Genomic DNA, 20,056 nt, shown 5'->3' with positions numbered 1-20,056 from the left:
CTCAGGCCGGGCCAATGCCCAGCTGCGGCATCAACTGGAAATCAGGGGTGTCATTCTCACGCCGCCGCGGCAAGGCCTGGATTGCCGCCAGCATCTCCTGCGCGCAGGTCCGGATGCGTGCGTGGTGTTCCGGCGACGCATGGCTGACCAGGCTGCCGACATGGAACTCGAATACATCCTCCAGTACGTCGGGCTGGTCCTCGTGCAGCATCTGCAGCAGTCCACGCAGCTTGCAGATTTCCGATTCCAGCTCTTCGACCGCGAACAACATGGCGTCCTCCTGTTCAACATCAAGCGGCACGTCCGGGCCGCAACAGGCCGCAACAGCAGCGCTGCCCGAGCCACGCGCGATGTTGATCACGGAAAGGAAAACGGGCGACGCGCAGTCGCGTGCAACCTACTTCTCGCACATCCGCGGTGAGGCAACCGTTAATTCACGTGACGGCACGCTTCACGCGCTGGCCGTGATCGCGTTGCTGCGAGGTATTTCCATCGTCGTCGCCAATGCGTCGATGAAGGCCGGATCCAGCGTAAGCGAACCGAACCACCCCTGCTGCGTGCCGCTGAGCACGCGCAGCATGTGGCCACGGCCTCCCGGCAGGCGCCCCATCGGGCCCAGCAGCACGTCGCGCGTCTTCGCCCAGGCATCGCGATCGGACTGGAACAGCGGCGTCAGCCAGCGACTCCAGCGCTGGTAGACCGCCACGTGGGCCCTGCGTTGCGCCTGGTAGGCCTGCAATGCAGCGGCACCACCGCCATGCGTGCGCACCGCATCGCGCAGCGCCAGCGCATCGAGCAGCGCCATGTTCACCCCCTGTCCCAGCTGCGGGCTCATCGCGTGCGCCGCATCACCTGCCAGCACCATGCGGCCCTGGTGCCAGCGCGTCATCACTGCATCGCGATAGACCGCGCGCGCCAGCTGGCCGGCATCGCGCAGGTGGGCGAAGCGCGCACTGGCCTGCGGCCACAGCGCATGCAGCTCGTCCAGCCAGGGCGTCATGCCATCGGCCTGCCAGCGCTCGAAGTCGGTGCGTGGCAGGCTCCAGAAGAAACTCAGGCGCGGCGTGTCATCGCCGGGGCGCGTGCCGACCGGCAACAGGCCGATCATCTTGCGCGCGGCCACGTAGCGCTGCCGCAGCTCCTGCACATGCGGCCAGTCTTCGGCCGGCAACAGGCACCACAGCGCTCCCCACGGATACACGCGGTCCAGCCCGGCACCGCCGGCAATGGTGCTGCGCAGCGTAGAGGCCGCGCCATCGGCGGCCACCACCAGGTCGAACGGGCCATGCAGGCGCCCTTCGCTGTCGCGCAGGCGGCCCTGCTCGGCATCCACGGCGGCGATGGTGACGCCCGCATGCAGATTGCCTGCCCCCGCGCGCGCCTGGTCCAACAGCGAGAACAACGCCCCACGCTGCATGCCCAGGCCATGCAGGCGCGCATCCAGACCGTCGTAGCGCATGTCCATCACCGCGCGCTCGCATGGCGTGTCGCCATACAGGCGGTGCACCGGCGCGGCATGCGCGCGCACCGCATCCAGCAGGCCCATCTGCCACAGCACCTGCAGGCCGCTGGGCTGCAGCAGGAAACCGGCACCCACCGGTCCCGGCGTCGGCACGCGCTCGAATATCTCTACCTCGTGGCCGTCACGGGTGAGGAGGATGGACACTGCCTGTCCAGCGGTGCCGTAGCCGATCACGGCGATACGCAGTCGTTCCGTCATGGTCACATTGTGCCCGAGGCGGGTGGACCGCGAACCGGCCGCGGGCACGCCGCGCAAAAAAAAACCCCGCCGAAGCGGGGTTTTCAACGCACTGTCGAGTGGATCACTCGGCCGGCGTGATGTTCGAAGCCTGGGCACCCTTCGGGCCCTGGGTCACGTCATAGGTGACACGCTGGCCTTCCTGCAGGCTGCGGAAGCCCTTGGAGTTGATGGCGGAGAAGTGCGCGAACACGTCGGCGCTGCCATCCTCCGGCGAGATGAAGCCAAATCCCTTGGCGTCGTTGAACCACTTGACGGTACCGTTCGGCATGGTGATGCGAGACCTTATGCAATGAATGGGTGGTGTACGCTGAACCCGCGCACAAGCTGAGTATGCAAAGCTTGCTCGGGGAAGACAATCACCCCCGCGCCAATTCGCCCACCAGTTCCGGAAGTCCGTTGCTGGCCGCCTGTACGTTGGCCAGCACTTCGGCCATCGTAATCTCCTCGCCTTCACCACAGCCGGCAGCCCAGTTGGCGATGATCGCCAGGCAGGCGTAATCCAGCCCCAGTTCGCGTGCCAGCGCGGCTTCCGGCATGCCGGTCATGCCCACCAGGTCGCAGCCGTCGCGGCGCATGCGGGCGATTTCAGCGATGGTTTCCAGGCGCGGGCCCTGCGTTGCGCCGTAGCAGCCACCGTCATGGACCGTGACGCCGGTCACTTTGGCCGCCGCCAGGATCTTGCTGCGCAGCATCGGCGTGTACGGGTGGCCGAAATCGACGTGGACCACATCGGTGCCCTCTTCTTCACAGATGGTGCTGATGCGGCCCCAGGTGTAGTCGATGATCTGGTCCGGGCAGGCCAGCACGCGCGGGCCGAAGTTCTCGGTGATGCCACCGACCGTGTTCAACGCCAACACGCGCTGCGCGCCCAGCTGCTGCAGCGCGGCCAGGTTGGCGCGGTAGTTGATCTTGTGCGGCGGCAGCGAGTGGCCTTCACCATGGCGCGCCAGGAACGCCACGCGATGGCCGAGCAGCGTGCCGACGCGCACCGGGCCCGACGGACGGCCGAAGCGGGTGTCGACCTCGTGGGTCTGCACGTCGTCAAGCTTGGCCAGGTTGTAGACACCGGTACCGCCGATCACGGCCAGGGCGATCTGTTGCATTCGAAGCACTCCATGAAAAGACGAACGCCGGCACCCGAGGATGCCGGCGGCAGAAGAAGACGCGCCGCGGGCGGCTGCGCCGTTATTCCTTCATCGCGTAGATGGCCGGCACGCAGCGCAGGGTTTCGTTGACGTCCATGCCGAAGCCGAACACGTAGCGGTCCGGCAGTTCGATGCCGGCGTAGTCGGCGGTCACGTCCGGCAGCGCGCGGTCGTGCTTCTTCACCGTCATCGCGGCGATGCGCACGTCGGTTGCGCCCTGTTCCAGGCACCAGGTGCGAACGCCCTGCAGGGTGTAGCCCTCGTCAAGGATGTCGTCGACCAGCAGCACACGGCGGCCGAACAGCGAGGTGGCCGGCTTGTGCTTCCAGACCAGGTCGCCGCCGGTGGTTTCACCGCGGTAACGGGTGGCGTGCAGGTAATCGAACTGCACGTCCTGGCCGCGCGCGCCCAGTTCCAGCGCCAGCTGGCCGGCGAACGGCAGCGCACCGTGCATGATGGACAGGAACAGCGGCACCTCGCCCTTGTAATCGCGCGCGATGGCGTCGGCGATACCAGCGATGGCCTTGTCGATGGTGGGGCGGTCGACCAGCAGGTCAGCCTGGGCCAGGGCCTGGGAAATGGTGAGGTTGGGCATCAGACGGTTCTTCCAAGGGTTTCAAGCAGACGGGTTTGGGTGTCGCCATGGCGGGCATCGGCCAGCAGGCCATCCCAGCCAAGCGCGCCGCGGCCGATCAGGCCCAGCAGCGCAGCGGTATTGAGGGAGCGCCCCTGCACCGCGTGCAGGGCTTCATCGACCAGCTCCGGGTGGCAGACCAGCACCACGTCGCAGCCGGCGTCCAGATGGGCGTGCACGCGCGCCGGCACGCCGCCGGCGCTGTGCGAGGCGGCCATGCCGATGTCGTCGGAGAACACCACGCCACGGAAGCCGAGCTCGCCGCGCAGGATGTCCTGGATCCAGCGCGGCGAGTAACCTGCCGGTTCAGGCGCAATCTGCGGGTAGATCACGTGCGCCATCATCACCGCATCGGCACCGGCGGCGATGCCGGCCTGGAACGGCACCAGGTCCTGCGCGCGCAGCTCGTCCAGCGCGCGCGGATCGATCGCAGTATCGACGTGGGTGTCTTCCAGCACGGTGCCGTGGCCGGGGAAATGCTTGAGCGTGGCGGCCATGCCGACCGAGTGCATGCCACGCACGTAGGCGGCGGTGAACGCGGCCACCACCTGCGGGTCTTCACTGAAAGCGCGGTTGCCGATGGCACGGTTGCCACGGCCAAGATCGACCACCGGCGCGAAGCTCAGGTCCAGGCCGCTGGCGCGTACCTCGCTGGCCATCAGCCAGGCGTGCCGTTCGGCCAATGCCAAGGCCTGCTGCGGGTCGGTGGCATACAGGGCACCAATGTCCTGCAGTGGCGGCAGATCGCTGTAACCCTCGCGGAAACGCTGTACACGACCGCCTTCCTGGTCCACGCAGATCAGCTGCGGGCGCGGCGCGGCGGCGCGGATCGCCGCGCTCAGATCGGTCACCTGCTGGCGGGAGGCGAAGTTGCGCTTGAACAGCACCACCCCGGCCACGGCATCGTGCTGCAGCCAGTCACGTTCCTGGGCGGTCAGTTCGGTGCCGGCAACGCCGATCAGCAGCATGGTCGATCTCCACAACGCGCGCCCGCATGGCGCAGTGCCGCATTGTCGCAGAACCGGCCGACAGGCGCAGTGGTCAGAAAAAGGGGAGTGTGCGGTCAGAGCCCCTGCGGGGATCCGACCCCGGGGCCGGATCCCCGCAGGGGCCCTGACCCCGATCTGCTCAGACCTTGCAGCCGTCCGGGCCGCAGGCCTCGTCGTCGCCAGCCGGGGTGGCCGGGGCGCCCTGTTCGGCGGCAATCTGGCGCAGGGCGTTGGCGAAGGCCTCGGGGGGCTGCGCCCCGGAAATGGCCCACTTTCCATCGATGACGAAGGTCGGCACCGAGGAGATGCCCAGCGCATGCGCCTCCGCCAGCTTGGCGTCGACCTCGGCCAGGCCGCGGTCGGAGGCCAGCATCTGCGCGATTTCGCCGCCGTCCAGGCCGCCCTCCACACCGGCCTTGATCAACACCGCGCTGTCCGCAAGGTTCTGGCCAAGCTCGAAGTGGGCGCGGAACAGCGCCTCCCCGACCGCGTCCTGCACGCCGTGCTGGCCGGCCAGCCACAGCACCCGGTGTGCCGGCAGCGTGGTCACCCGCACCTGGCCCCGGCTGAAGTCCATCGGCAGGCCTTCCGCACGCGCCGTGGTCTGGGTCTGGCCGAGGATCTGCTCGGTGCGCTCGACGCCACCGAACTTGCGTACATAAGCCTCGCGCAGCGGCACCGGGGTGTCGTCCGCGTCCGGGTCCAGCTGGAACGGCTGCCAGTGGATATCGAGTTCAGGCGCATCGGCGCCCAGCAACTGCACGCCCTGCTGGAAACGATGCTTGCCGATCCAGCACCAGGGACAGACCACGTCGGAGTAGATGTCGATTCTCATCCCCCCGACATGGGGCCCGCCCCCGCCGAAAAAAGGGGACGGAGGGGATCAAGTCGCTTTCCGCACAGGCGGGGTAAAGACGACTTAATCCCCTCCGTCCCCTTTTCAGGGTTTCACCACTGTGAATAGGGATGACTGGCGAGCGCGACGTTGTAGTAGCGGGCGTCGTCGGTGACTTCCGCGCCGGCCCAGTCCGGCAGCTCGATGGCCTGGTCGGCGCTGTCCAGTTCCACCTCGGCCACCACCAGGCCGGCGTTGTCGCCGAGGAACTCGTCCACTTCCCAGGTCAGGCCGGCGTGCTCGACCAGATGGCGGCGCTTGTCGATCAGGCCACCCACGCACAGCGCCAGCAGCGCGCGCGCGTCCTCCACCGGAATCGGGTAATCGAATTCCTGCCGGGTGTGGCCGATGGTGCGCGACTTCAGGTTCAGCGCAGCATGGTCGCCCTCGATACGCACGCGCACCGAGGCGTTCTGGGTACCGCGATCCAGCGCGCCCATGTCGTTGATGTAGCCCTGCGCCATCGGGATCACCCGGTGCGCAGCGGATCGCCAGCCATCGTTGATGACCAGGAATTTGCGTTCGATTTCAATGCCCATGGCGCGATTATGCGCCATGGGTGATGACAGCCGCTCAGCGCTTCTCGAACACCGCGATGCTTTCCACGTGCGCGGTGTGCGGGAACATGTCCATCGCACCGGCACTGACCAGGGTGAAGCCCTGTTCGTTGACCAGATAGCCGGCATCGCGCGCCAGCGAGCCCGGGTGGCAGCTGACGTAGACAATGCGCTTGAACTGCTTCAGCGGCAGCTGCTGCAGCACTTCGATCGCACCCGAGCGCGGCGGGTCCAGCAGCAGCTTGTCAAAGCCCTGGCGCATCCACGGGGTGCTGCGCTGGTCCTGGGTCAGGTCGGCGCTGAAGAACTGCGCGTTGGCCAGGCCGTTGCGCACGGCATTCTCACGGGCACGCGCGACCAGGCCGGCATCGCCCTCCACACCCACCACTTCGCGCACGCGGCGCGCCAGCGGCAGGGTGAAGTTGCCCAGGCCGCAGAACAGGTCAAGCACGCGTTCGTCCTCGCCCGGCTCAAGCAGGTCCAGGGCGTGGGCGATCATCTTTTCGTTGAGCTTGGCGTTGACCTGGATGAAGTCCAGCGGGCGGAACGCCAGTTCCACGTCCCAAGGCGCCAACCGGAACGACAGCGGCACGCCCTGCCCGTCCAGCGGCTGCACGGTGTCCACGCCGCCGGATTGCAGGTAGATCACGAAACCATGCTGCTGGCCAAAGGCGGCCCAGGCGGCGCGGTCGGCATCGCTGAGCGGCTGCAGGTGACGTACGGTCAGCACCACCGCCTGGTCACCGGCGATGAATTCGATCTGCGGGATGTCGCGCTTGCCATCGAGTGACTCGATGAAGGTCGACAAGGCCTCGACCTTGGTACCGATCTCCGGGATCACGGTCAGGCACTGGCTGAGATCGGCGACGAAACGCGGGTCCTGTTCACGGAAACCGACCAGGGTCTTGTTCTTCTTCTCGACCCGGCGCACCGAGAAGCGGCCCTTGCGGCGATAACCCCAGCTCTCGCCGACCAGCGGCGCCAGCACCTTGCCCGGCTTCACATGGCCGATCCGCTCCAGGTTGTCCATCAGCACGCGCTGCTTGGCGACGATCTGCTGGTCTTCGTCCAGATGCTGCAGCACGCAGCCGGCGCAGGTACCGAAATGCGGGCACTTCGGGGTCACGCGCTGGGGCGAGGCCTGCAGCACTTCCACCGTGCGCGCCTCGTCGAAATGGCGGCTGCGGGCGGTCTGTTCGGCCATGACCAACTCGCCCGGCAGGGCGCCGCTGACGAAGGTGACCTTGCCGCCCTCGCCTTCACGGCGGGCGACGCCGCGACCATCATGGCTGAGGTCGAGGATCTCGGTCTGGAACGGGGTACGGTCGATGCGGGAGCGGGATCGGGCCACGTGGCAACAGGCTGCGGGCAAAAATGGGGGCACATTGTCGCAGATCCTGACTGGCAGGGTCCGGACCCGCTTGCGCCCGCCGCCGCCGTGCTTGATGATTGCAGCAGCTGACATGGAGGCAGCCCTGATGCAGATGACCCCGCGGGCCAGCCGGCCCCGCTTCCTGCTTGTCGAGGACGACATCATCAGCCGCGGTTTTTTCAAAGCGGCGTTGGAAACGTTACCGGCGGACGTGGACACCGCAGATTCATTGGCCAGTGCGCTGGCCAGCGCCGAGCCCGGCGCGCATGACCTGTGGCTGATCGACGTCAACCTGCCGGACGGCAACGGCGCGCAGCTGCTGCGTGAACTGCGCCGTTCGCACCCCGATACCCCGGCGTTGGCGCATACCGCCGATGGCGACACCTCCATCCATGCCCGCCTGCGCGAAGCTGGCTTCAGCGACACGCTGGTCAAGCCGCTGGGCCGCGACCAGTTGCTGAAGGCCGTGCGCCGGGCACTGGTGAACAGCCCGGCGGGGATCTCCGTTGCCCCGGCTCCGGCAGCGGTCGAGCTGCAGGTGCAGGACTGGGACGAGACCGCGGCACTGGCCGCGCTCAATGGCCAGCGCAACCACTTGATCGCGCTGCGCGAGCTGTTCCTGGCCGAGTTGCCGGGCGTACGCGACGCGGTCGAGCAGGCCGTGGACCAGCACGACGAGCGCCAGCTGCGCAGCCAGCTGCACCGGTTGCAGGCGAGCTGTGGGTTTGTCGGCGCGGCACGGCTGGGACGGGCGGTGCGGCAGCTGCATCATGCGCCCGAGTCCGGGCAGGCCCAGGATGGGTTCCGCGCCGCGGTGGCTGCCCTGCTGCATTGAGGGTTTTTCGGCAGGGCTGCGCCCTGCACCTGCCGAAGCTTCAAGCCAGGGCAACACCAAAGGCCAGAGCCAGAGCGGCTCTGGCTTTCTGCTTGTTGGGCGGGGCGGTGTGGGTTGGCAGGACACGCCGTAAACCCATCCCTGGGGGCTCGATGGCGCCATCCATGGCGCCAACGGTCCTGCCAACCCACACCGCCCCACCCCCGACAGATTCCCGGTGACGGCGGGTAGATCCACGCCATGCGTGGATGAATCTCAATCAGAATCAAATATTTCGAATTGAAATCGAAACGCATCCACGCATGGCGTGGCTCTACTGTGTCGACCAAGGTCGACACCCACCAGAGCAGAGTGCCGTTCCGACAGCTCGCAGGAATCTGTCGAAGGCGGGGTGGGTCCGGTTGCGGGAGTGTCCGCGGCATGGATGCCGCGGCCAAGCCCCCAGGGACGGGTTTACGGCGTCTCCCGCAACCGGACCCACCCCGCCATCCCACGGAATGCATGCTGTTGTTGTTGCTGTTGCTTTGGCCTCGGCAGGTGCAGGGCTGCAAGCCCTGCCGAACACCCCCCTACCTGCGGGGCGCGAGCTGCTCGAGCATTTCCCAGGACTTCAGGCCGCGTGGCCCGAGGTGATGGGCCAGCACCCGCCGCATCGGCAGGCGCAGGCTGGCCAGGTCGGCGGCAGCGGGCTCTTCGTCGGCCGCCAACGCCAGCAGGGCCGAGCCAGTGGCCGCCGCCCGGCGCTCCCCACCGCGCTCACTGAGCAGGCGCTGCGCGCCTTCCTGTGGGTCCAGCTCGTAGCGCGCGGCCGGGTCGATCGGCTGGCCGTCGCTGGCACTGTCCAGTTCGAAACCCAGGCCCAGCGCGGTCAGCAGCTCGCGCTCGAAACGACGCAGCGTCCAGGCCAGGCCGGCACCGACCGCCAGCCGCGCGCGCGCTTCGCCATAGGCCAGATACAACTCAGGCAACGGATCCTGGCGAGGTGCCAGGCGCAGGGTCAGTTCACTCAGATAGAAGCCGGCCAGCATCGCCTGGCCGACCAGGCGCGGGGCCGCATCCAGCGCTTCAGCGCCGCGCAACTGGGCCAGTTCACCGCGCTGCTGGGCGCTGAAGCGGATCCACTGCAATGGCTGCAGGGCAGCGCGCAGCACCTGGCCCTTCGCGGTTGACACACCACGCGCGAGCAGGCCGACGCGGCCATGCTGCGCGCTCAACACTTCGACCAGCAGGCTGGTCTCGCGGTAGGCCCGCGCATGCAGCACGAAGCCGGTGTCGTCCTCGATCATCATCGAAGCGACCGCAACGGCTTACTCGTAACCGAAGGCCTTCAGCGCGGCCTCGTCATCGGACCAGCCTTCACGCACGCGCACCCAGGTCTCAAGGAACACCTTGGCCCCGAACAGACGCTCCATCTGCAGGCGGGACTTGGCGCCGATCTCCTTGAGGCGGGCGCCGCCCTTGCCGATCACGATGGCCTTCTGGCCTTCGCGCTCGACCCAGATCACCGCGCCGATGCGCAGCAGGTTGCCGTCCTCGGTGAAGCGCTCGATCTCAACGGTGGTGGCGTACGGCAGCTCTTCGCCGAGCTGGCGCATCAGCTGCTCGCGTACCAGCTCGCCGGCCAGGAAACGCTGGCTGCGGTCGGTGATCTCGTCCTCGCCGAACATCGGCGGCGCTTCCGGAAGCAGCTTCAGCACGTCGCGCACCAACGCTTCCAGGCCATTGCGCTTCTGCGCCGAGATCGGATGCACGGCAGCGAAATCACGGCCTTCGGTCACCTGCTGCAGGAACGGCAGCAGCGCGCCCTTTTCCTTCAGGCGATCGATCTTGTTGACCACCAGCACCACCGGAATGCCGGCATCGCGCAGCACATTGAAGGCCAGGCTGTCTTCTTCATCCCAGCGACCGGCCTCGATCACCAGCAGGCCGGCATCGACGCCCTCCAGCGAGCCGCGCGCGGCACGGTTCATCACCCGGTTCATCGCCCGCTTCTGCACCTTGTGCAGGCCGGGGGTATCAACCAGCACCAGCTGGCCTTCCGGGTAGGTGGCGATGCCCAGCAGGCGATGGCGCGTGGTCTGCGGACGGTTGGAAACGATGCTGACCTTCGCACCGACCAGGGCATTGGTCAGGGTCGACTTGCCCACGTTCGGGCGGCCGATGACGGCCACGCTGCCGCAATGATGAGGAGTTTGTTCGCTCACTTGGAATCCAGTTGTTCTAGGACGGCCGCAGCCGCCTGTTGTTCGGCAAGCCGCCGCGAGGCGCCTTCGCCCTCGGTGCTGGCGGCCGGGTCGGCTACGTTGCAGCGTACCCGGAAGTGCTTGGCATGGTCGTCACCGGATTCTGACACCAGTTCATACTGCGGCAACGCCTTCTGTCGGGCCTGCAGCCATTCCTGCAGGCGGGTCTTGGGGTCCTTCTCGGGACGGCCGGAGGCCGGCAGCGCTTCGATCGAAGCGCTGAACCAGGGCAGTACCACCGCCCGGCAGGCCTCGAAGCCGGCATCCAGGTAGATCGCAGCCACCACGGCTTCCACTGCGTCGGCCAGGATCGAGTCGCGGCGATGACCGCCGGACTTCATTTCGCCCGGGCCCAGGGTCAGCCGCTCGCCCAACTGCAGGGTGCGCGCGATCACCGCCAACGCGCCTTCGCGCACCAGTTCGGCACGGGCACGGGTCATCGCCCCTTCGTCAGCCTTGGGCCAGCGTCGGTACAACGCCTCGGCCGCCATCATGTTGACGATGCTGTCGCCGAGGAACTCCAGGCGCTCGTTGTGCGGCGCACCAGCACTGCGATGCGTCAGCGCCTGCTTGAGCAGGGCCGGGTCGCTGAAGGCATGACCGATCAGGTCGCCACGTTGGATGAATTTACTGGGCACCGCTTCGTGTCAGGTCCTGGGAAGAATCGAATTTGCCAACCACATCGAGGTTGCCGATCAGCTGGCGACGCACTTCGTAGTTGACCTTGAGGGTCCAGCCATTGTCGCGACGGTCGAACTTCACGTTGGCCGGCTTCACATTGTCCGAGTAGTTGATGTACAGGCGCTTGAAGAACAGGTCCTGGATCCGCGACGGCTCCATGCTGCCCACGCCCGGCTCGTTGGCCAGGCTCTTCATCGCCGAGCGCACGGCGTAGTACTCCTGGTACATCGGGAACAGCTTCATGCCGATGTAGAGGAAGAAACCGACCACGATCAGGACCGTCAGGAACGAGGTCAGGGTCATGCCGCGCTGCGTGTTCATCGTCTTCATTGCGTTCTCCCCAGATACGCGTTGGATGTGAAGGTACTCAGTTGATGCCCGATCAGTTGATGCTCGAGCCGATCCGCGACGGCTCGAAGCCATCCTTGCAGAACCAGCCCTGGCAGTTCAGCCAGATCAGGAAGGCCTTGCCGCGCAGGTTCTCTTCCGGCAGCAGGCCCCAGAAACGGCCATCGTCGCTGTTGTCGCGGTTGTCGCCCATCACCAGGTACTTGCCGGCCGGCACCGTCCACTGGCCCTGGCCGCGCGGGTAGTCGGTCTCCAGCACGGTGTGGGTGCGGCCCGGCAGGTGCTCGACCAGCAGGTTGGCGCCTTCGCCCTGACCCTTGTGGCCGGCGTAGATGCCCTTGTTGTCGTACTTCAGCGGCTCGCCATTGAGGATCACGCCGTCGCCTTCGAAGACCACGGTGTCACCCGGCACGCCGATCACGCGCTTGATGAAGTTCTCGCCCTTGGCCGGGTCGTTGTCGCTGTGGCCGGGGAAGTGGAATACCACCACGTCGCCACGCGACGGCTCGCCGAACGGCACGATCCTGGTGTTGCTGATCGGCAGGCGCAGGCCGTAGGAGAACTTGTTGACCAGGATGAAATCGCCGATCAGCAGGTTCGGCATCATCGAGCTGGACGGGATCTTGTACGGTTCGGCAATGAAGCTGCGCACGATCAGCACGATCGCCAGCACCGGGAAGAACGCACGCGAGTAATCCACCAGCACCGGCTCGGAATCGAGCAGGCCGGCGCGCTGGGCGCGACGCTTGGCGAGGTACAGCTTGTCCGCAAGCAGGATCAGGCCCGAGGCCAGGGTCAGCACGACCAGGAGGATCTCAAACAGTTTCATTCAGGGTCCTTTGCAACGTCACCGGACGACCGGCCCCGCAGGGCCGGTGCGGGATTACTTGTTGTCCATCTGCAGCACGGCCAGGAACGCTTCCTGCGGGATCTCCACGCGGCCGACCTGCTTCATGCGCTTCTTGCCTTCCTTCTGCTTTTCCAGAAGCTTCTTCTTGCGCGAAACGTCGCCACCATAGCACTTGGCCAGCACGTTCTTGCGCATGGCCTTGACCGTGGTACGGGCGATGATCTGCGAGCCGACCGCAGCCTGGATGGCGACGTCGAACATCTGGCGCGGAATCAGGTCCTTCATCTTCTCGCACAGCTCGCGGCCACGACGGTCGGCATGGCTGCGGTGCACGATCAGCGACAGTGCATCGACCTTGTCGCCGTTGATCAGCACGTCCACGCGCACGAACGGGCCGGCGTCGAAGCGCACGAAGTGATAGTCCAGCGAGGCGTAGCCACGGCTGACCGACTTCAGCTTGTCGAAGAAGTCCAGCACCACCTCGGCCATCGGCAGCTCATAGCTGATCTGCACCTGGCTGCCCAGGTAGTTGATGCCGATCTGGCTGCCCCGCTTTTCTTCGCACAGCTTGATGATGTTGCCGATGTACTCCTCGGGAGTGAGCACGTTGGCACGGATGATCGGCTCGCGGATCTCCTCGACCTGGTTCACCGGCGGCAGCTTGGCCGGGTTGTCCATGTTGATGATCGAGCCATCGGTCTTCAGGACTTCATACACCACCGTCGGCGCGGTGCTGATCAGGTCCAGGTTGTACTCGCGCTCCAGGCGTTCCTGCACGATTTCCATGTGCAGCATGCCCAGGAAGCCGCAGCGGAAGCCGAAGCCCATCGCCTCGGAGCTTTCCGGCTCGAAACGCAGCGCGGCATCGTTCAGGCGCAGCTTGTCCAGCGCTTCGCGCAGGTCCGGGTAATCTTCGGCATCGACCGGGAACAGACCGGCGAACACGCGCGGCTGCATTTCCTGGAAGCCCGGCAGCGGCTTCGGTGCCGGGTCGCCAGCCAGGGTCAGGGTGTCGCCGACCGGCGCACCGTGCACGTCCTTGATGCTGGCGGTGACCCAGCCCACTTCACCGGCACGCAGCGCAGGCAGCACTTTCCGCTTCGGCGTGAACACGCCGACGTTGTCGACCTGGTGGTTGCGGCCGGTGGACATCACCTGCAGCTTGTCACCGGCCTTGATCTCGCCCTGCATCACGCGTACCAGCGAGACCACGCCCAGGTAGTTGTCGAACCAGGAGTCGATGATCAGCGCCTGCAGCTTCTCGGTGTCGCGCGGTGTCGGCGGCGGGATGCGATGCACGATCGCTTCCAGCACGTCCTGCACGTTCAGGCCGGTCTTGGCACTGACCGGCACGGCGTCGGAGGCGTCGATGCCGATCACGGCCTCGATCTCGGCCTTGGCGCGCTCGATGTCGGCGGTCGGCAGGTCGATCTTGTTGATCACGGGCACCACTTCCAGGCCCTGCTCCACCGCGGTGTAGCAGTTGGCCACCGACTGCGCTTCCACGCCCTGGGCCGCATCGACCACCAGCAGCGCGCCTTCGCAGGCGGCCAGCGAGCGGCTGACTTCATAGGAGAAGTCGACGTGGCCGGGGGTGTCGATGAAGTTCAGATGGTAGGTCTGCCCGTCCTTGGCCAGGTACGGCAACGACACCGACTGCGCCTTGATCGTGATGCCGCGCTCGCGCTCGATCGGGTTGGAGTCGAGCACCTGCGCTTCCATCTCGCGGGCCTGCAGGCCACCACAGAGCTGGATGATGCGGTCGGCCAGCGTGGACTTGCCGTGGTCGACATGGGCGATGATGGAGAAGTTGCGGATGTTCCGCATCGAATCAGAAGACATAGGTGGCGGCGGCGCGCGGCGTCGTCAGGGTAACGGTCGATTATCGCATGCCCGGCGCCCCACCGCGAAAGCGGACTGCTCGGGCCCCGCCCGGAAAGGCCGAAGCCCCGCCAGGGCGGGGCTTCAGGGGAGACACAGGGGCCGCCGAAGCGGCCCCGGCAGGCCTTACTGGCCGGCCTTGACCGCCACGAAGGCGCTGTTGCCGTTGCCGGTGCGCACCAGCAGCATCACCACGTCGTCCTTCTTGTAGCTGGACAGCGCCCGGTTCAGGCTCTCCACGCTGCCGACCGGGGTGCGGCCGACCTGCAGGATCACCATGCCCGGAGACAGGCCGGCATCACGCGCCGCCTGGCCCTTGACTCCGGTGATACGCACGCCTTCGTTGCCATCCAGGCCGAACTGCTTGCGCTGCGGTGCGGTCAGGTCGCTCACGTCCAGGCCCAGCAGGGCATTGGCGCCGGCCTGCGGTGCCGCATCGGGCCTGGCGGCAGACGCCGCACGGGCATTGCCCTGACCGTCTTCGCTCAGCGCCGTGAGCGTGGCGCTGAGGTCGCGCGGCTTGCCGTCGCGGATCACCCCCAGCGTGACCCGGCTGCCCGGTGCCATCGCACCGATCAGCGGCGGCAGGTCGGACCAGCTGTTGACCGGGCTGCCGTTGACCGAACGCACCACATCGCCGATCTGCACACCTGCCTTCTCTGCGGCACTGCCGGCGACGATCTGGTTGACCAGCGCGCCACGGCTGTCGGGCAGGCCCAGGCCCTGCGCCTTCAGCGCATCGATCGGCTCGACCACCGCACCCAGCTGGCCACGGGTGACCTTGCCACTCTTCTTGATCTGCTCGACCGCGCTCATCGCCAGGTCGATCGGGATCGCGAAGCTGATGCCCATGTAGCCGCCGGAGGCGGAGAAGATCTGCGAGTTGATGCCGACCACTTCGCCGCGGGTGTTCAGCAACGGACCGCCGGAGTTGCCCTGGTTGATCGCCACGTCGGTCTGGATGAACGGCACGTAGCGCTGGTCGGCGCCACCCGTGCTACGCCCCAGTGCACTGACGATACCGGCGGTGACCGAATGGTCGAGACCAAACGGCGAGCCGATCGCGACAACCCACTGGCCGGGCTTCAGCGTATTGGAATCACCCACGCGCACGGTCGGCAGGTTCTTGCCATCGATCTTCAGCAGCGCCACGTCGTACTGCTGGTCGCTGCCCACCACCTTGGCGTTGAACTCACGGCTGTCGCCCAGCTTGACCTTCACGTCGCTGGCATCGGCCACCACGTGGTAGTTGGTCAGCACATAGCCATCGGGCGAAATGATGAAGCCCGAGCCCATGCCGCGGCCCTTGATGCTGGGGCCACCGTCCGGGCCGCCCGGGCCCTGCCCCGGCATCGGGAAGTCCGGGCCGAAGAAGCGACGGAAGAATTCCGGCATGTCGTCGTCACCGCCCATCGGGCCCCGCGAAGCCTGGCGGTTGGTGCGGACGATGGTGGTGTCGACGTTGACCACACCCGGCCCGACCTGTTCAACAAGGTTGGTGAAATCGGGCAGGCCGGTAACCAGCGGCTGTGCCGGTGCCCTTGGCGCGGTGGCTGGAGCAGCCTGGGTCGGGGCGGCCGGAGCCGGTGCCTGCGCGCAGGCCACCAGCGGCAGGGTCAGGGCCAACAGGCCCATGGCCTGCGTGCGGAGTCGGGGAGTCATCGGACGGCAACCTCCGGATCGGATGGAAAGAGGAATACGGGCCCCGCTGACGGCGGGGCGTGAAAGCGCCCGGCTCAGTCGCGCGGGCGCGGCGGCACCGGCAGGTCGTCCTGCAGGCGCGGCTCGAACGGGTAGAAGGCGGCGCCACCGGTATGGGCCGGGAAGCTGGCATTGAGCGCGCCGCCGGCGGCAGGCGCCAGGCTGGAACGCGGCCACGGCCGCGCCTGCAGCCCACCGACCTCGCCAAACGGCATGTTGCGGCTGCCATTGGCCGGTACGGTCGGGGTCAGCGGCGCCTGCGCAGCAGCCACCGCGCGTTGCGGCACGTCCTCACGCTGGGCGGCACGCGCGGCCTGCTGGCTGCGGGTGGCACTGGCGCGGCGGGTGTCCTGGCGGCGACCGGCAGTGGCCATCGCCAGGGCGGGAGCCGCCGCCACAGCCATCGCAGCCGTGTCTGCAGAGGCTTCGGTAACCGGGGCAGGATCGGTCGGCACGGTCGGCAGCTCCGCCTGGCTGGCGATCACCTGAGGTGCCAACGGCTCGCCCGGGGTGGCTTCCTTCAGCTTCTCACCGCCCATGAACAGCGCCACCGCTGCCACTGAAGCGGCCAGTGCGGCACCACCGCCCCAGGCCCGCCAGCCACTGCGACGTACCTGACGGCGCGGCTCGGCCTGCGGCGCAGGCTCGGCGGCGATGGCAGCAGCCACGGCGGAACTGAACCCGGCCGGGGCCAGTGCCGACGCCTGCCCACGCATCACGTCGCCCAGCAGCTGCCAGCGCTCCTGGCAGCCGGCCAGTTCGGGGTCATGCTCCATCCGCCGCAGCAGGAAGCGCGCTTCATCGGCGCCCAGCTCGCCATCGACCAGGGCCGACAGCTGCTCGCGATGGCGCTGGTCCAGGCGCTGCCCGGCGGGCGATTGATGGTTCTGCGATTCGTTGAACGGGTTACTGGTCATACGCGGCTCTTCTCACGGGTGGCGCTGCCGATGTCCAACAGCGGCCGGAGTTCGGTGTCGATCGCCTCGCGCGCCCGGAAGATCCGTGAACGCACGGTGCCGATCGGGCACCCCATTTTCTGCGCGATTTCCTCGTAGCTCAGGCCTTCCACCTCGCGCAGGGTGATCGCCGACCGGAGCTCTTCCGGCAGCGCGTTGACGGCCTTCATCACCGTCTGTTCCAGCTCCTGGCGCATCAACTCGCGTTCGGGCGTGTCGGTGTCGCGCAGGCGCGTACCACTGTCGAACTGTTCGGCATCGCCGATGTCGATGTCATCGGTCGGTGGCCGTCGATTGTGTGAAGCCAGGTAGTTTTTGGCGGTATTCACGGCGATTCGATGCAACCAGGTTGAGAACTGGGCGTCGCCACGGAAACTTCCGATCGCGCGATAGGCGCGGATGAAAGTGTCCTGGGCAACGTCCTGACATTCGCTCCAGTCGGCGATGTAGCGGCCGACAAGGGCCACCACGCGATGCTGGTACTTGCGCACCAGGACATCGAACGCGGCGCTCTCGCCGTGCTGCACGCGCCGGACCAGTTCCAGATCCAGCTCCTGTGGTGTATCAACCTCGGCCATGAGGGGCCGCACTCCTGTCAGCCCAACCGACGTCGGGCAATGAGACTGCCAATCCCGGGAAAAGTTCAGTCGCCGATCACCCGGCGCCGCACCAGCTTTTAACCACCGTTCCGTTAGCGTTCCGGTCCACGGCCATGGATCCGGGGTCGCCACTCCCCTGCTATTGGGATTTGACGCGGGGGAAACAACCTCTGGATCATAGCCGCTTCTCCATACACAACCGGATGGAACGTCCATGCTCTCAGGCTTCGATGGTCTCCGCTTCAGCCACTGGCACCCCGAGATCCGCGACGACGGCGTGGTGGTCCTCTCCCTGGATCGCCAGGACAGCAGCGTCAATGCCATGTCGCAGGATGTGCTGCTGGAGCTGGGTGACCTGCTTGAGCGCATTGCACTGGACCCGCCCAAGGGCGTGGTGATCCAGTCGCTGAAGAAAGCCGGCTTCATTGCCGGGGCGGACCTGAAGGAGTTCCAGGAGTTCGACCGTCGCGGCACCGTCAACGACGCCATCCGCCGCGGCCAGGCTACCTACCAGAAGCTGGCCGAGCTGCCCTGCCCCACCGTGGCGGCCATCCACGGCCATTGCCTGGGCGGCGGCACCGAGCTGGCGCTGGCCTGCCGCTATCGCGTGGCCTCCAATGACAGCAGCACCCGCATCGGCCTGCCGGAAACCCAGCTGGGCATCTTCCCGGGCTGGGGCGGCAGCGCGCGCCTGCCGCAGCTGGTCGGCGCTCCCGCGGCAATGGACATGATGCTGACCGGCCGTACGCTGTCGGCCTCGGCCGCGCGTGGCATCGGGCTGGTCGACAAGGTGGTGGCACCGGCCGTGGTGCTCGACACCGCCGTGGCGCTGGCGCTGTCCGGCACCACGCGCCCGTTCAAGCAGCGCGCGACGGCCTGGGCCACCAACACCTGGCTGGCACGCACGCTGCTGGCACCGCAGATGGTCAAGCAGGTCGCACGCAAGGCCAAGAAGGACCAGTATCCGGCGCCCTACGCGCTGATCAGCACCTGGCAGCGCAGTGGCGGCAAGCCGATCCAGGCACGCCTGGATGCAGAACGCCGCGCCGTGGTGAAGCTGGCCAGCACCCCGACCGCACGCAACCTGATCCGCATTTTCTTCCTCACCGAACGCCTGAAGGGCCTCGGTGGTGGTGATTCCGGCATCCGCCACGTGCACGTGGTCGGCGCCGGCGTGATGGGCGGTGACATCGCCGCCTGGGCCGCCTACAAGGGCTTTGAAGTGACTCTCCAGGACCGCGAGCAGCGCTTCATCGACCCGGCCATGGAGCGCGCGCAGGCGCTGTTCGCCAAGAAGGTGCGCGACGAGAGCAAGCGCCCCGCCGTGGCCGCGCGCCTGCGTGCCGACCTGGAAGGCAACGGCGTGGCCGAGGCCGACCTGGTGATCGAAGCGATCATCGAGAACCCGGAAGCCAAGCGTGCGCTGTACCAGACGCTGGAACCGAAGATGAAGCTGGACGCGCTGCTGACCACCAACACCTCGTCAATTCCGCTGGTGGAACTGCGCGACCACATCCAGCGCCCGGCGCAGTTTGCTGGCCTGCACTACTTCAACCCGGTGGCGCAGATGCCACTGGTGGAGATCATCCACCACGACGGCATGGCGCCGGAGACCGAGCGCCGCCTGGCCGCGTTCTGCAAGGCGCTGGGCAAGTTCCCGGTACCGGTGGCCGGCAGCCCGGGCTTCCTGGTCAACCGCGTGCTGTTCCCGTACATGCTGGAAGCCGCCACCGCATATGCCGAAGGCATTCCGGGCCCGGTGATCGACAGGGCCGCGGTGAAGTTCGGCATGCCGATGGGCCCGATCGAACTGATCGACACCGTCGGCCTGGACGTGGCCGCCGGCGTCGGCCGCGAACTGGCGCCGTTCCTGGGCCTGCAGATTCCAGCAGCCTTGCAGACGGTGGAGCCGGACAAGCGCGGCAAGAAGGACGGCCAGGGCATCTACACCTGGGAAAACGGCAAGCCGAAGAAGCCGGACGTGGCCAGCGACTACCAGGCCCCGGCCGATCTTGAGGACCGCCTGATCCTGCCGCTGTTGAACGAGGCGGTGGCGTGCCTGCACGAAGGCGTTGTGGCCGATGCGGACCTGCTGGATGCCGGCGTGATCTTCGGTACCGGCTTTGCCCCGTTCCGCGGTGGTCCGATCCAGCACATCCGTGCGGTCGGTGCCGATGCGATCGTCGAGCGGCTGAAGGCACTGCAGCAGCGCCACGGCGACCGTTTCGCCCCGCGCCCGGGCTGGGACAACCCCACCCTGCGCGAACCAGTGGTTTGAGTTTATCGGCCGGGCCTGCGGCCCGGCACCCGCGGTAGTGCCGGCCGCTGGCCGGCAACCTCAAAAGCCAGAGCCGGAGCAACAGCCGGCTCTGGCTTTTCTGTTTGTTGGGCGGGACGGTGTGGGCAGGCAGGACACGCCGTAAACCCATCCATGGGGGCTCGATGGCGCCATCCATGGCGCCAACGGTCCTGCCTGCCCACACCGCCCCACCCCTGACAGTTTCCCGGTGACGGTCGGTGAATCTCGATTCCGGTGTGGATCACTACGAACGGGTGGGTGGCTACCTGGGCCGCCACCAGGAGCGAAGCAACCAGCGTTTGATTTTGA

General features: G+C 67.1%; 20 protein-coding genes. 2 read left to right on the top strand and 18 right to left on the bottom strand.

Going from position 1 to position 20,056, the window contains the following annotated elements; all coding sequences use genetic code 11:
• Position 1 precedes the first annotated feature (1 nt).
• The 9 genes from AC5P78_RS00555 to rlmD all read right to left on the bottom strand — a co-directional run bounded on the left by AC5P78_RS00555 (position 2) and on the right by rlmD (position 7,333).
• Positions 2-271 (bottom strand): hypothetical protein, encoded by a 270-nt coding sequence (locus AC5P78_RS00555; protein WP_024958257.1) that lies wholly within the window; start codon positions 269-271, stop codon positions 2-4.
• Between the two features lie 180 nt (positions 272-451).
• A complete protein-coding gene (locus AC5P78_RS00550; RefSeq protein WP_043035435.1) occupies positions 452-1,720 on the bottom strand; it encodes an FAD-dependent oxidoreductase in 1,269 nt (422 codons plus the stop codon).
• A gap of 103 nt (positions 1,721-1,823) precedes the next feature.
• Positions 1,824-2,030, bottom strand: a complete 207-nt coding sequence (locus AC5P78_RS00545) for a cold-shock protein (RefSeq protein ID WP_005410590.1) — start codon at positions 2,028-2,030, stop codon at positions 1,824-1,826.
• An 88-nt stretch (positions 2,031-2,118) separates the two neighbouring features.
• The gene (locus tag AC5P78_RS00540; RefSeq protein ID WP_099605972.1) at positions 2,119-2,865 is read right to left on the bottom strand and encodes an S-methyl-5'-thioinosine phosphorylase; all 747 of its coding nucleotides are present in this window, start codon (positions 2,863-2,865) and stop codon (positions 2,119-2,121) included.
• A gap of 82 nt (positions 2,866-2,947) precedes the next feature.
• On the bottom strand, positions 2,948-3,502 hold the full coding sequence (locus tag AC5P78_RS00535) for a hypoxanthine-guanine phosphoribosyltransferase (protein WP_005410592.1): 555 nt from the start codon (positions 3,500-3,502) through the stop codon (positions 2,948-2,950).
• Entirely contained in the window at positions 3,502-4,509 is a 1,008-nt protein-coding gene (gene nagZ, locus AC5P78_RS00530; protein ID WP_005414204.1) for a beta-N-acetylhexosaminidase, read from the bottom strand. The genes AC5P78_RS00535 and nagZ overlap by 1 nt, the downstream gene beginning before the upstream one ends.
• Positions 4,510-4,669: 160 nt before the next feature.
• Positions 4,670-5,365 (bottom strand): DsbA family oxidoreductase, encoded by a 696-nt coding sequence (locus AC5P78_RS00525; RefSeq protein WP_414498451.1) that lies wholly within the window; start codon positions 5,363-5,365, stop codon positions 4,670-4,672.
• Positions 5,366-5,478: 113 nt separating this feature from the next.
• Positions 5,479-5,964: a CYTH domain-containing protein gene (locus AC5P78_RS00520; protein WP_012480971.1), complete on the bottom strand. Its 486-nt coding sequence runs from the start codon at positions 5,962-5,964 to the stop codon at positions 5,479-5,481.
• A gap of 34 nt (positions 5,965-5,998) precedes the next feature.
• Positions 5,999-7,333 (bottom strand): 23S rRNA (uracil(1939)-C(5))-methyltransferase RlmD, encoded by a 1,335-nt coding sequence (rlmD, locus tag AC5P78_RS00515; protein WP_414498450.1) that lies wholly within the window; start codon positions 7,331-7,333, stop codon positions 5,999-6,001.
• A 127-nt stretch (positions 7,334-7,460) separates the two neighbouring features.
• Between rlmD and AC5P78_RS00510 the strand changes: the two genes are divergently transcribed.
• Positions 7,461-8,189 carry a response regulator gene (locus AC5P78_RS00510; RefSeq protein ID WP_012480972.1) on the top strand — a complete coding sequence of 243 codons (729 nt, stop codon included), beginning with the start codon at positions 7,461-7,463 and terminating at the stop codon, positions 8,187-8,189.
• Between the two features lie 569 nt (positions 8,190-8,758).
• Here the strand turns inward: AC5P78_RS00510 and recO are convergent.
• From recO to rpoE, 9 genes are all read right to left on the bottom strand, one after another.
• A complete protein-coding gene (gene recO, locus AC5P78_RS00505) occupies positions 8,759-9,478 on the bottom strand; it encodes a DNA repair protein RecO (protein ID WP_005410598.1) in 720 nt (239 codons plus the stop codon).
• 18 nt (positions 9,479-9,496) lie between these two features.
• Positions 9,497-10,393: a GTPase Era gene (gene era / locus AC5P78_RS00500; protein WP_005410599.1), complete on the bottom strand. Its 897-nt coding sequence runs from the start codon at positions 10,391-10,393 to the stop codon at positions 9,497-9,499.
• On the bottom strand, positions 10,390-11,070 hold the full coding sequence (gene rnc / locus AC5P78_RS00495; RefSeq protein ID WP_005410600.1) for a ribonuclease III: 681 nt from the start codon (positions 11,068-11,070) through the stop codon (positions 10,390-10,392). Before rnc ends, era begins: the two co-directional genes overlap by 4 nt.
• Positions 11,060-11,443 carry a DUF4845 domain-containing protein gene (locus AC5P78_RS00490; RefSeq protein WP_005410601.1) on the bottom strand — a complete coding sequence of 128 codons (384 nt, stop codon included), beginning with the start codon at positions 11,441-11,443 and terminating at the stop codon, positions 11,060-11,062. The genes rnc and AC5P78_RS00490 overlap by 11 nt, the downstream gene beginning before the upstream one ends.
• A 52-nt stretch (positions 11,444-11,495) precedes the next feature.
• Positions 11,496-12,290, bottom strand: coding sequence for a signal peptidase I (gene lepB / locus AC5P78_RS00485; protein WP_005410602.1), 795 nt, complete (start codon positions 12,288-12,290; stop codon positions 11,496-11,498).
• Between the two features lie 54 nt (positions 12,291-12,344).
• Complete coding sequence (lepA, locus tag AC5P78_RS00480; protein ID WP_005410603.1) at positions 12,345-14,138, bottom strand: translation elongation factor 4; 1,794 nt, start codon at positions 14,136-14,138, stop codon at positions 12,345-12,347.
• A 180-nt stretch (positions 14,139-14,318) separates the two neighbouring features.
• The gene (locus AC5P78_RS00475; RefSeq protein WP_005410604.1) at positions 14,319-15,854 is read right to left on the bottom strand and encodes a DegQ family serine endoprotease; all 1,536 of its coding nucleotides are present in this window, start codon (positions 15,852-15,854) and stop codon (positions 14,319-14,321) included.
• A gap of 74 nt (positions 15,855-15,928) precedes the next feature.
• Positions 15,929-16,810 carry a sigma-E factor negative regulatory protein gene (locus AC5P78_RS00470; RefSeq protein WP_005414198.1) on the bottom strand — a complete coding sequence of 294 codons (882 nt, stop codon included), beginning with the start codon at positions 16,808-16,810 and terminating at the stop codon, positions 15,929-15,931.
• Positions 16,807-17,427 carry an RNA polymerase sigma factor RpoE gene (rpoE, locus tag AC5P78_RS00465; RefSeq protein ID WP_005414197.1) on the bottom strand — a complete coding sequence of 207 codons (621 nt, stop codon included), beginning with the start codon at positions 17,425-17,427 and terminating at the stop codon, positions 16,807-16,809. Before rpoE ends, AC5P78_RS00470 begins: the two co-directional genes overlap by 4 nt.
• 235 nt (positions 17,428-17,662) lie before the next feature.
• Here rpoE and AC5P78_RS00460 point away from each other — a divergent pair, with 235 nt between their 5' ends.
• A complete protein-coding gene (locus tag AC5P78_RS00460) occupies positions 17,663-19,726 on the top strand; it encodes a 3-hydroxyacyl-CoA dehydrogenase NAD-binding domain-containing protein (RefSeq protein ID WP_024958698.1) in 2,064 nt (687 codons plus the stop codon).
• The last annotated feature ends 330 nt before the right edge of the window (positions 19,727-20,056 follow it).

The organism is Stenotrophomonas sp. YJH_SMC_133, assembly GCF_059370655.1.
Note: the sequence above shows the minus strand (reverse complement) of the source record. Positions and strands in the feature narration are given on the sequence as shown.

Bases quoted from the DNA above. Each gene is read 5' to 3' on its own strand.
- AC5P78_RS00555 (WP_024958257.1), bottom strand. From the start codon at position 271: ATGTTGTTCGCGGTCGAAGAGCTGGAATCGGAAATCTGCAAGCTGCGT.
- AC5P78_RS00550 (WP_043035435.1), bottom strand. From the start codon at position 1,720: ATGACGGAACGACTGCGTATCGCCGTGATCGGCTACGGCACCGCTGGA.
- AC5P78_RS00545 (WP_005410590.1), bottom strand. From the start codon at position 2,030: ATGCCGAACGGTACCGTCAAGTGGTTCAACGACGCCAAGGGATTTGGC.
- AC5P78_RS00540 (WP_099605972.1), bottom strand. From the start codon at position 2,865: ATGCAACAGATCGCCCTGGCCGTGATCGGCGGTACCGGTGTCTACAAC.
- AC5P78_RS00535 (WP_005410592.1), bottom strand. From the start codon at position 3,502: ATGCCCAACCTCACCATTTCCCAGGCCCTGGCCCAGGCTGACCTGCTG.
- nagZ (WP_005414204.1), bottom strand. From the start codon at position 4,509: ATGCTGCTGATCGGCGTTGCCGGCACCGAACTGACCGCCCAGGAACGT.
- AC5P78_RS00525 (WP_414498451.1), bottom strand. From the start codon at position 5,365: ATGAGAATCGACATCTACTCCGACGTGGTCTGTCCCTGGTGCTGGATC.
- AC5P78_RS00520 (WP_012480971.1), bottom strand. From the start codon at position 5,964: ATGGGCATTGAAATCGAACGCAAATTCCTGGTCATCAACGATGGCTGG.
- AC5P78_RS00510 (WP_012480972.1), top strand. From the start codon at position 7,461: ATGCAGATGACCCCGCGGGCCAGCCGGCCCCGCTTCCTGCTTGTCGAG.
- recO (WP_005410598.1), bottom strand. From the start codon at position 9,478: ATGATGATCGAGGACGACACCGGCTTCGTGCTGCATGCGCGGGCCTAC.
- AC5P78_RS00490 (WP_005410601.1), bottom strand. From the start codon at position 11,443: ATGAAGACGATGAACACGCAGCGCGGCATGACCCTGACCTCGTTCCTG.
- lepB (WP_005410602.1), bottom strand. From the start codon at position 12,290: ATGAAACTGTTTGAGATCCTCCTGGTCGTGCTGACCCTGGCCTCGGGC.
- lepA (WP_005410603.1), bottom strand. From the start codon at position 14,138: ATGCGGAACATCCGCAACTTCTCCATCATCGCCCATGTCGACCACGGC.
- AC5P78_RS00475 (WP_005410604.1), bottom strand. From the start codon at position 15,854: ATGACTCCCCGACTCCGCACGCAGGCCATGGGCCTGTTGGCCCTGACC.
- AC5P78_RS00470 (WP_005414198.1), bottom strand. From the start codon at position 16,810: ATGACCAGTAACCCGTTCAACGAATCGCAGAACCATCAATCGCCCGCC.
- rpoE (WP_005414197.1), bottom strand. From the start codon at position 17,427: ATGGCCGAGGTTGATACACCACAGGAGCTGGATCTGGAACTGGTCCGG.
- AC5P78_RS00460 (WP_024958698.1), top strand. From the start codon at position 17,663: ATGCTCTCAGGCTTCGATGGTCTCCGCTTCAGCCACTGGCACCCCGAG.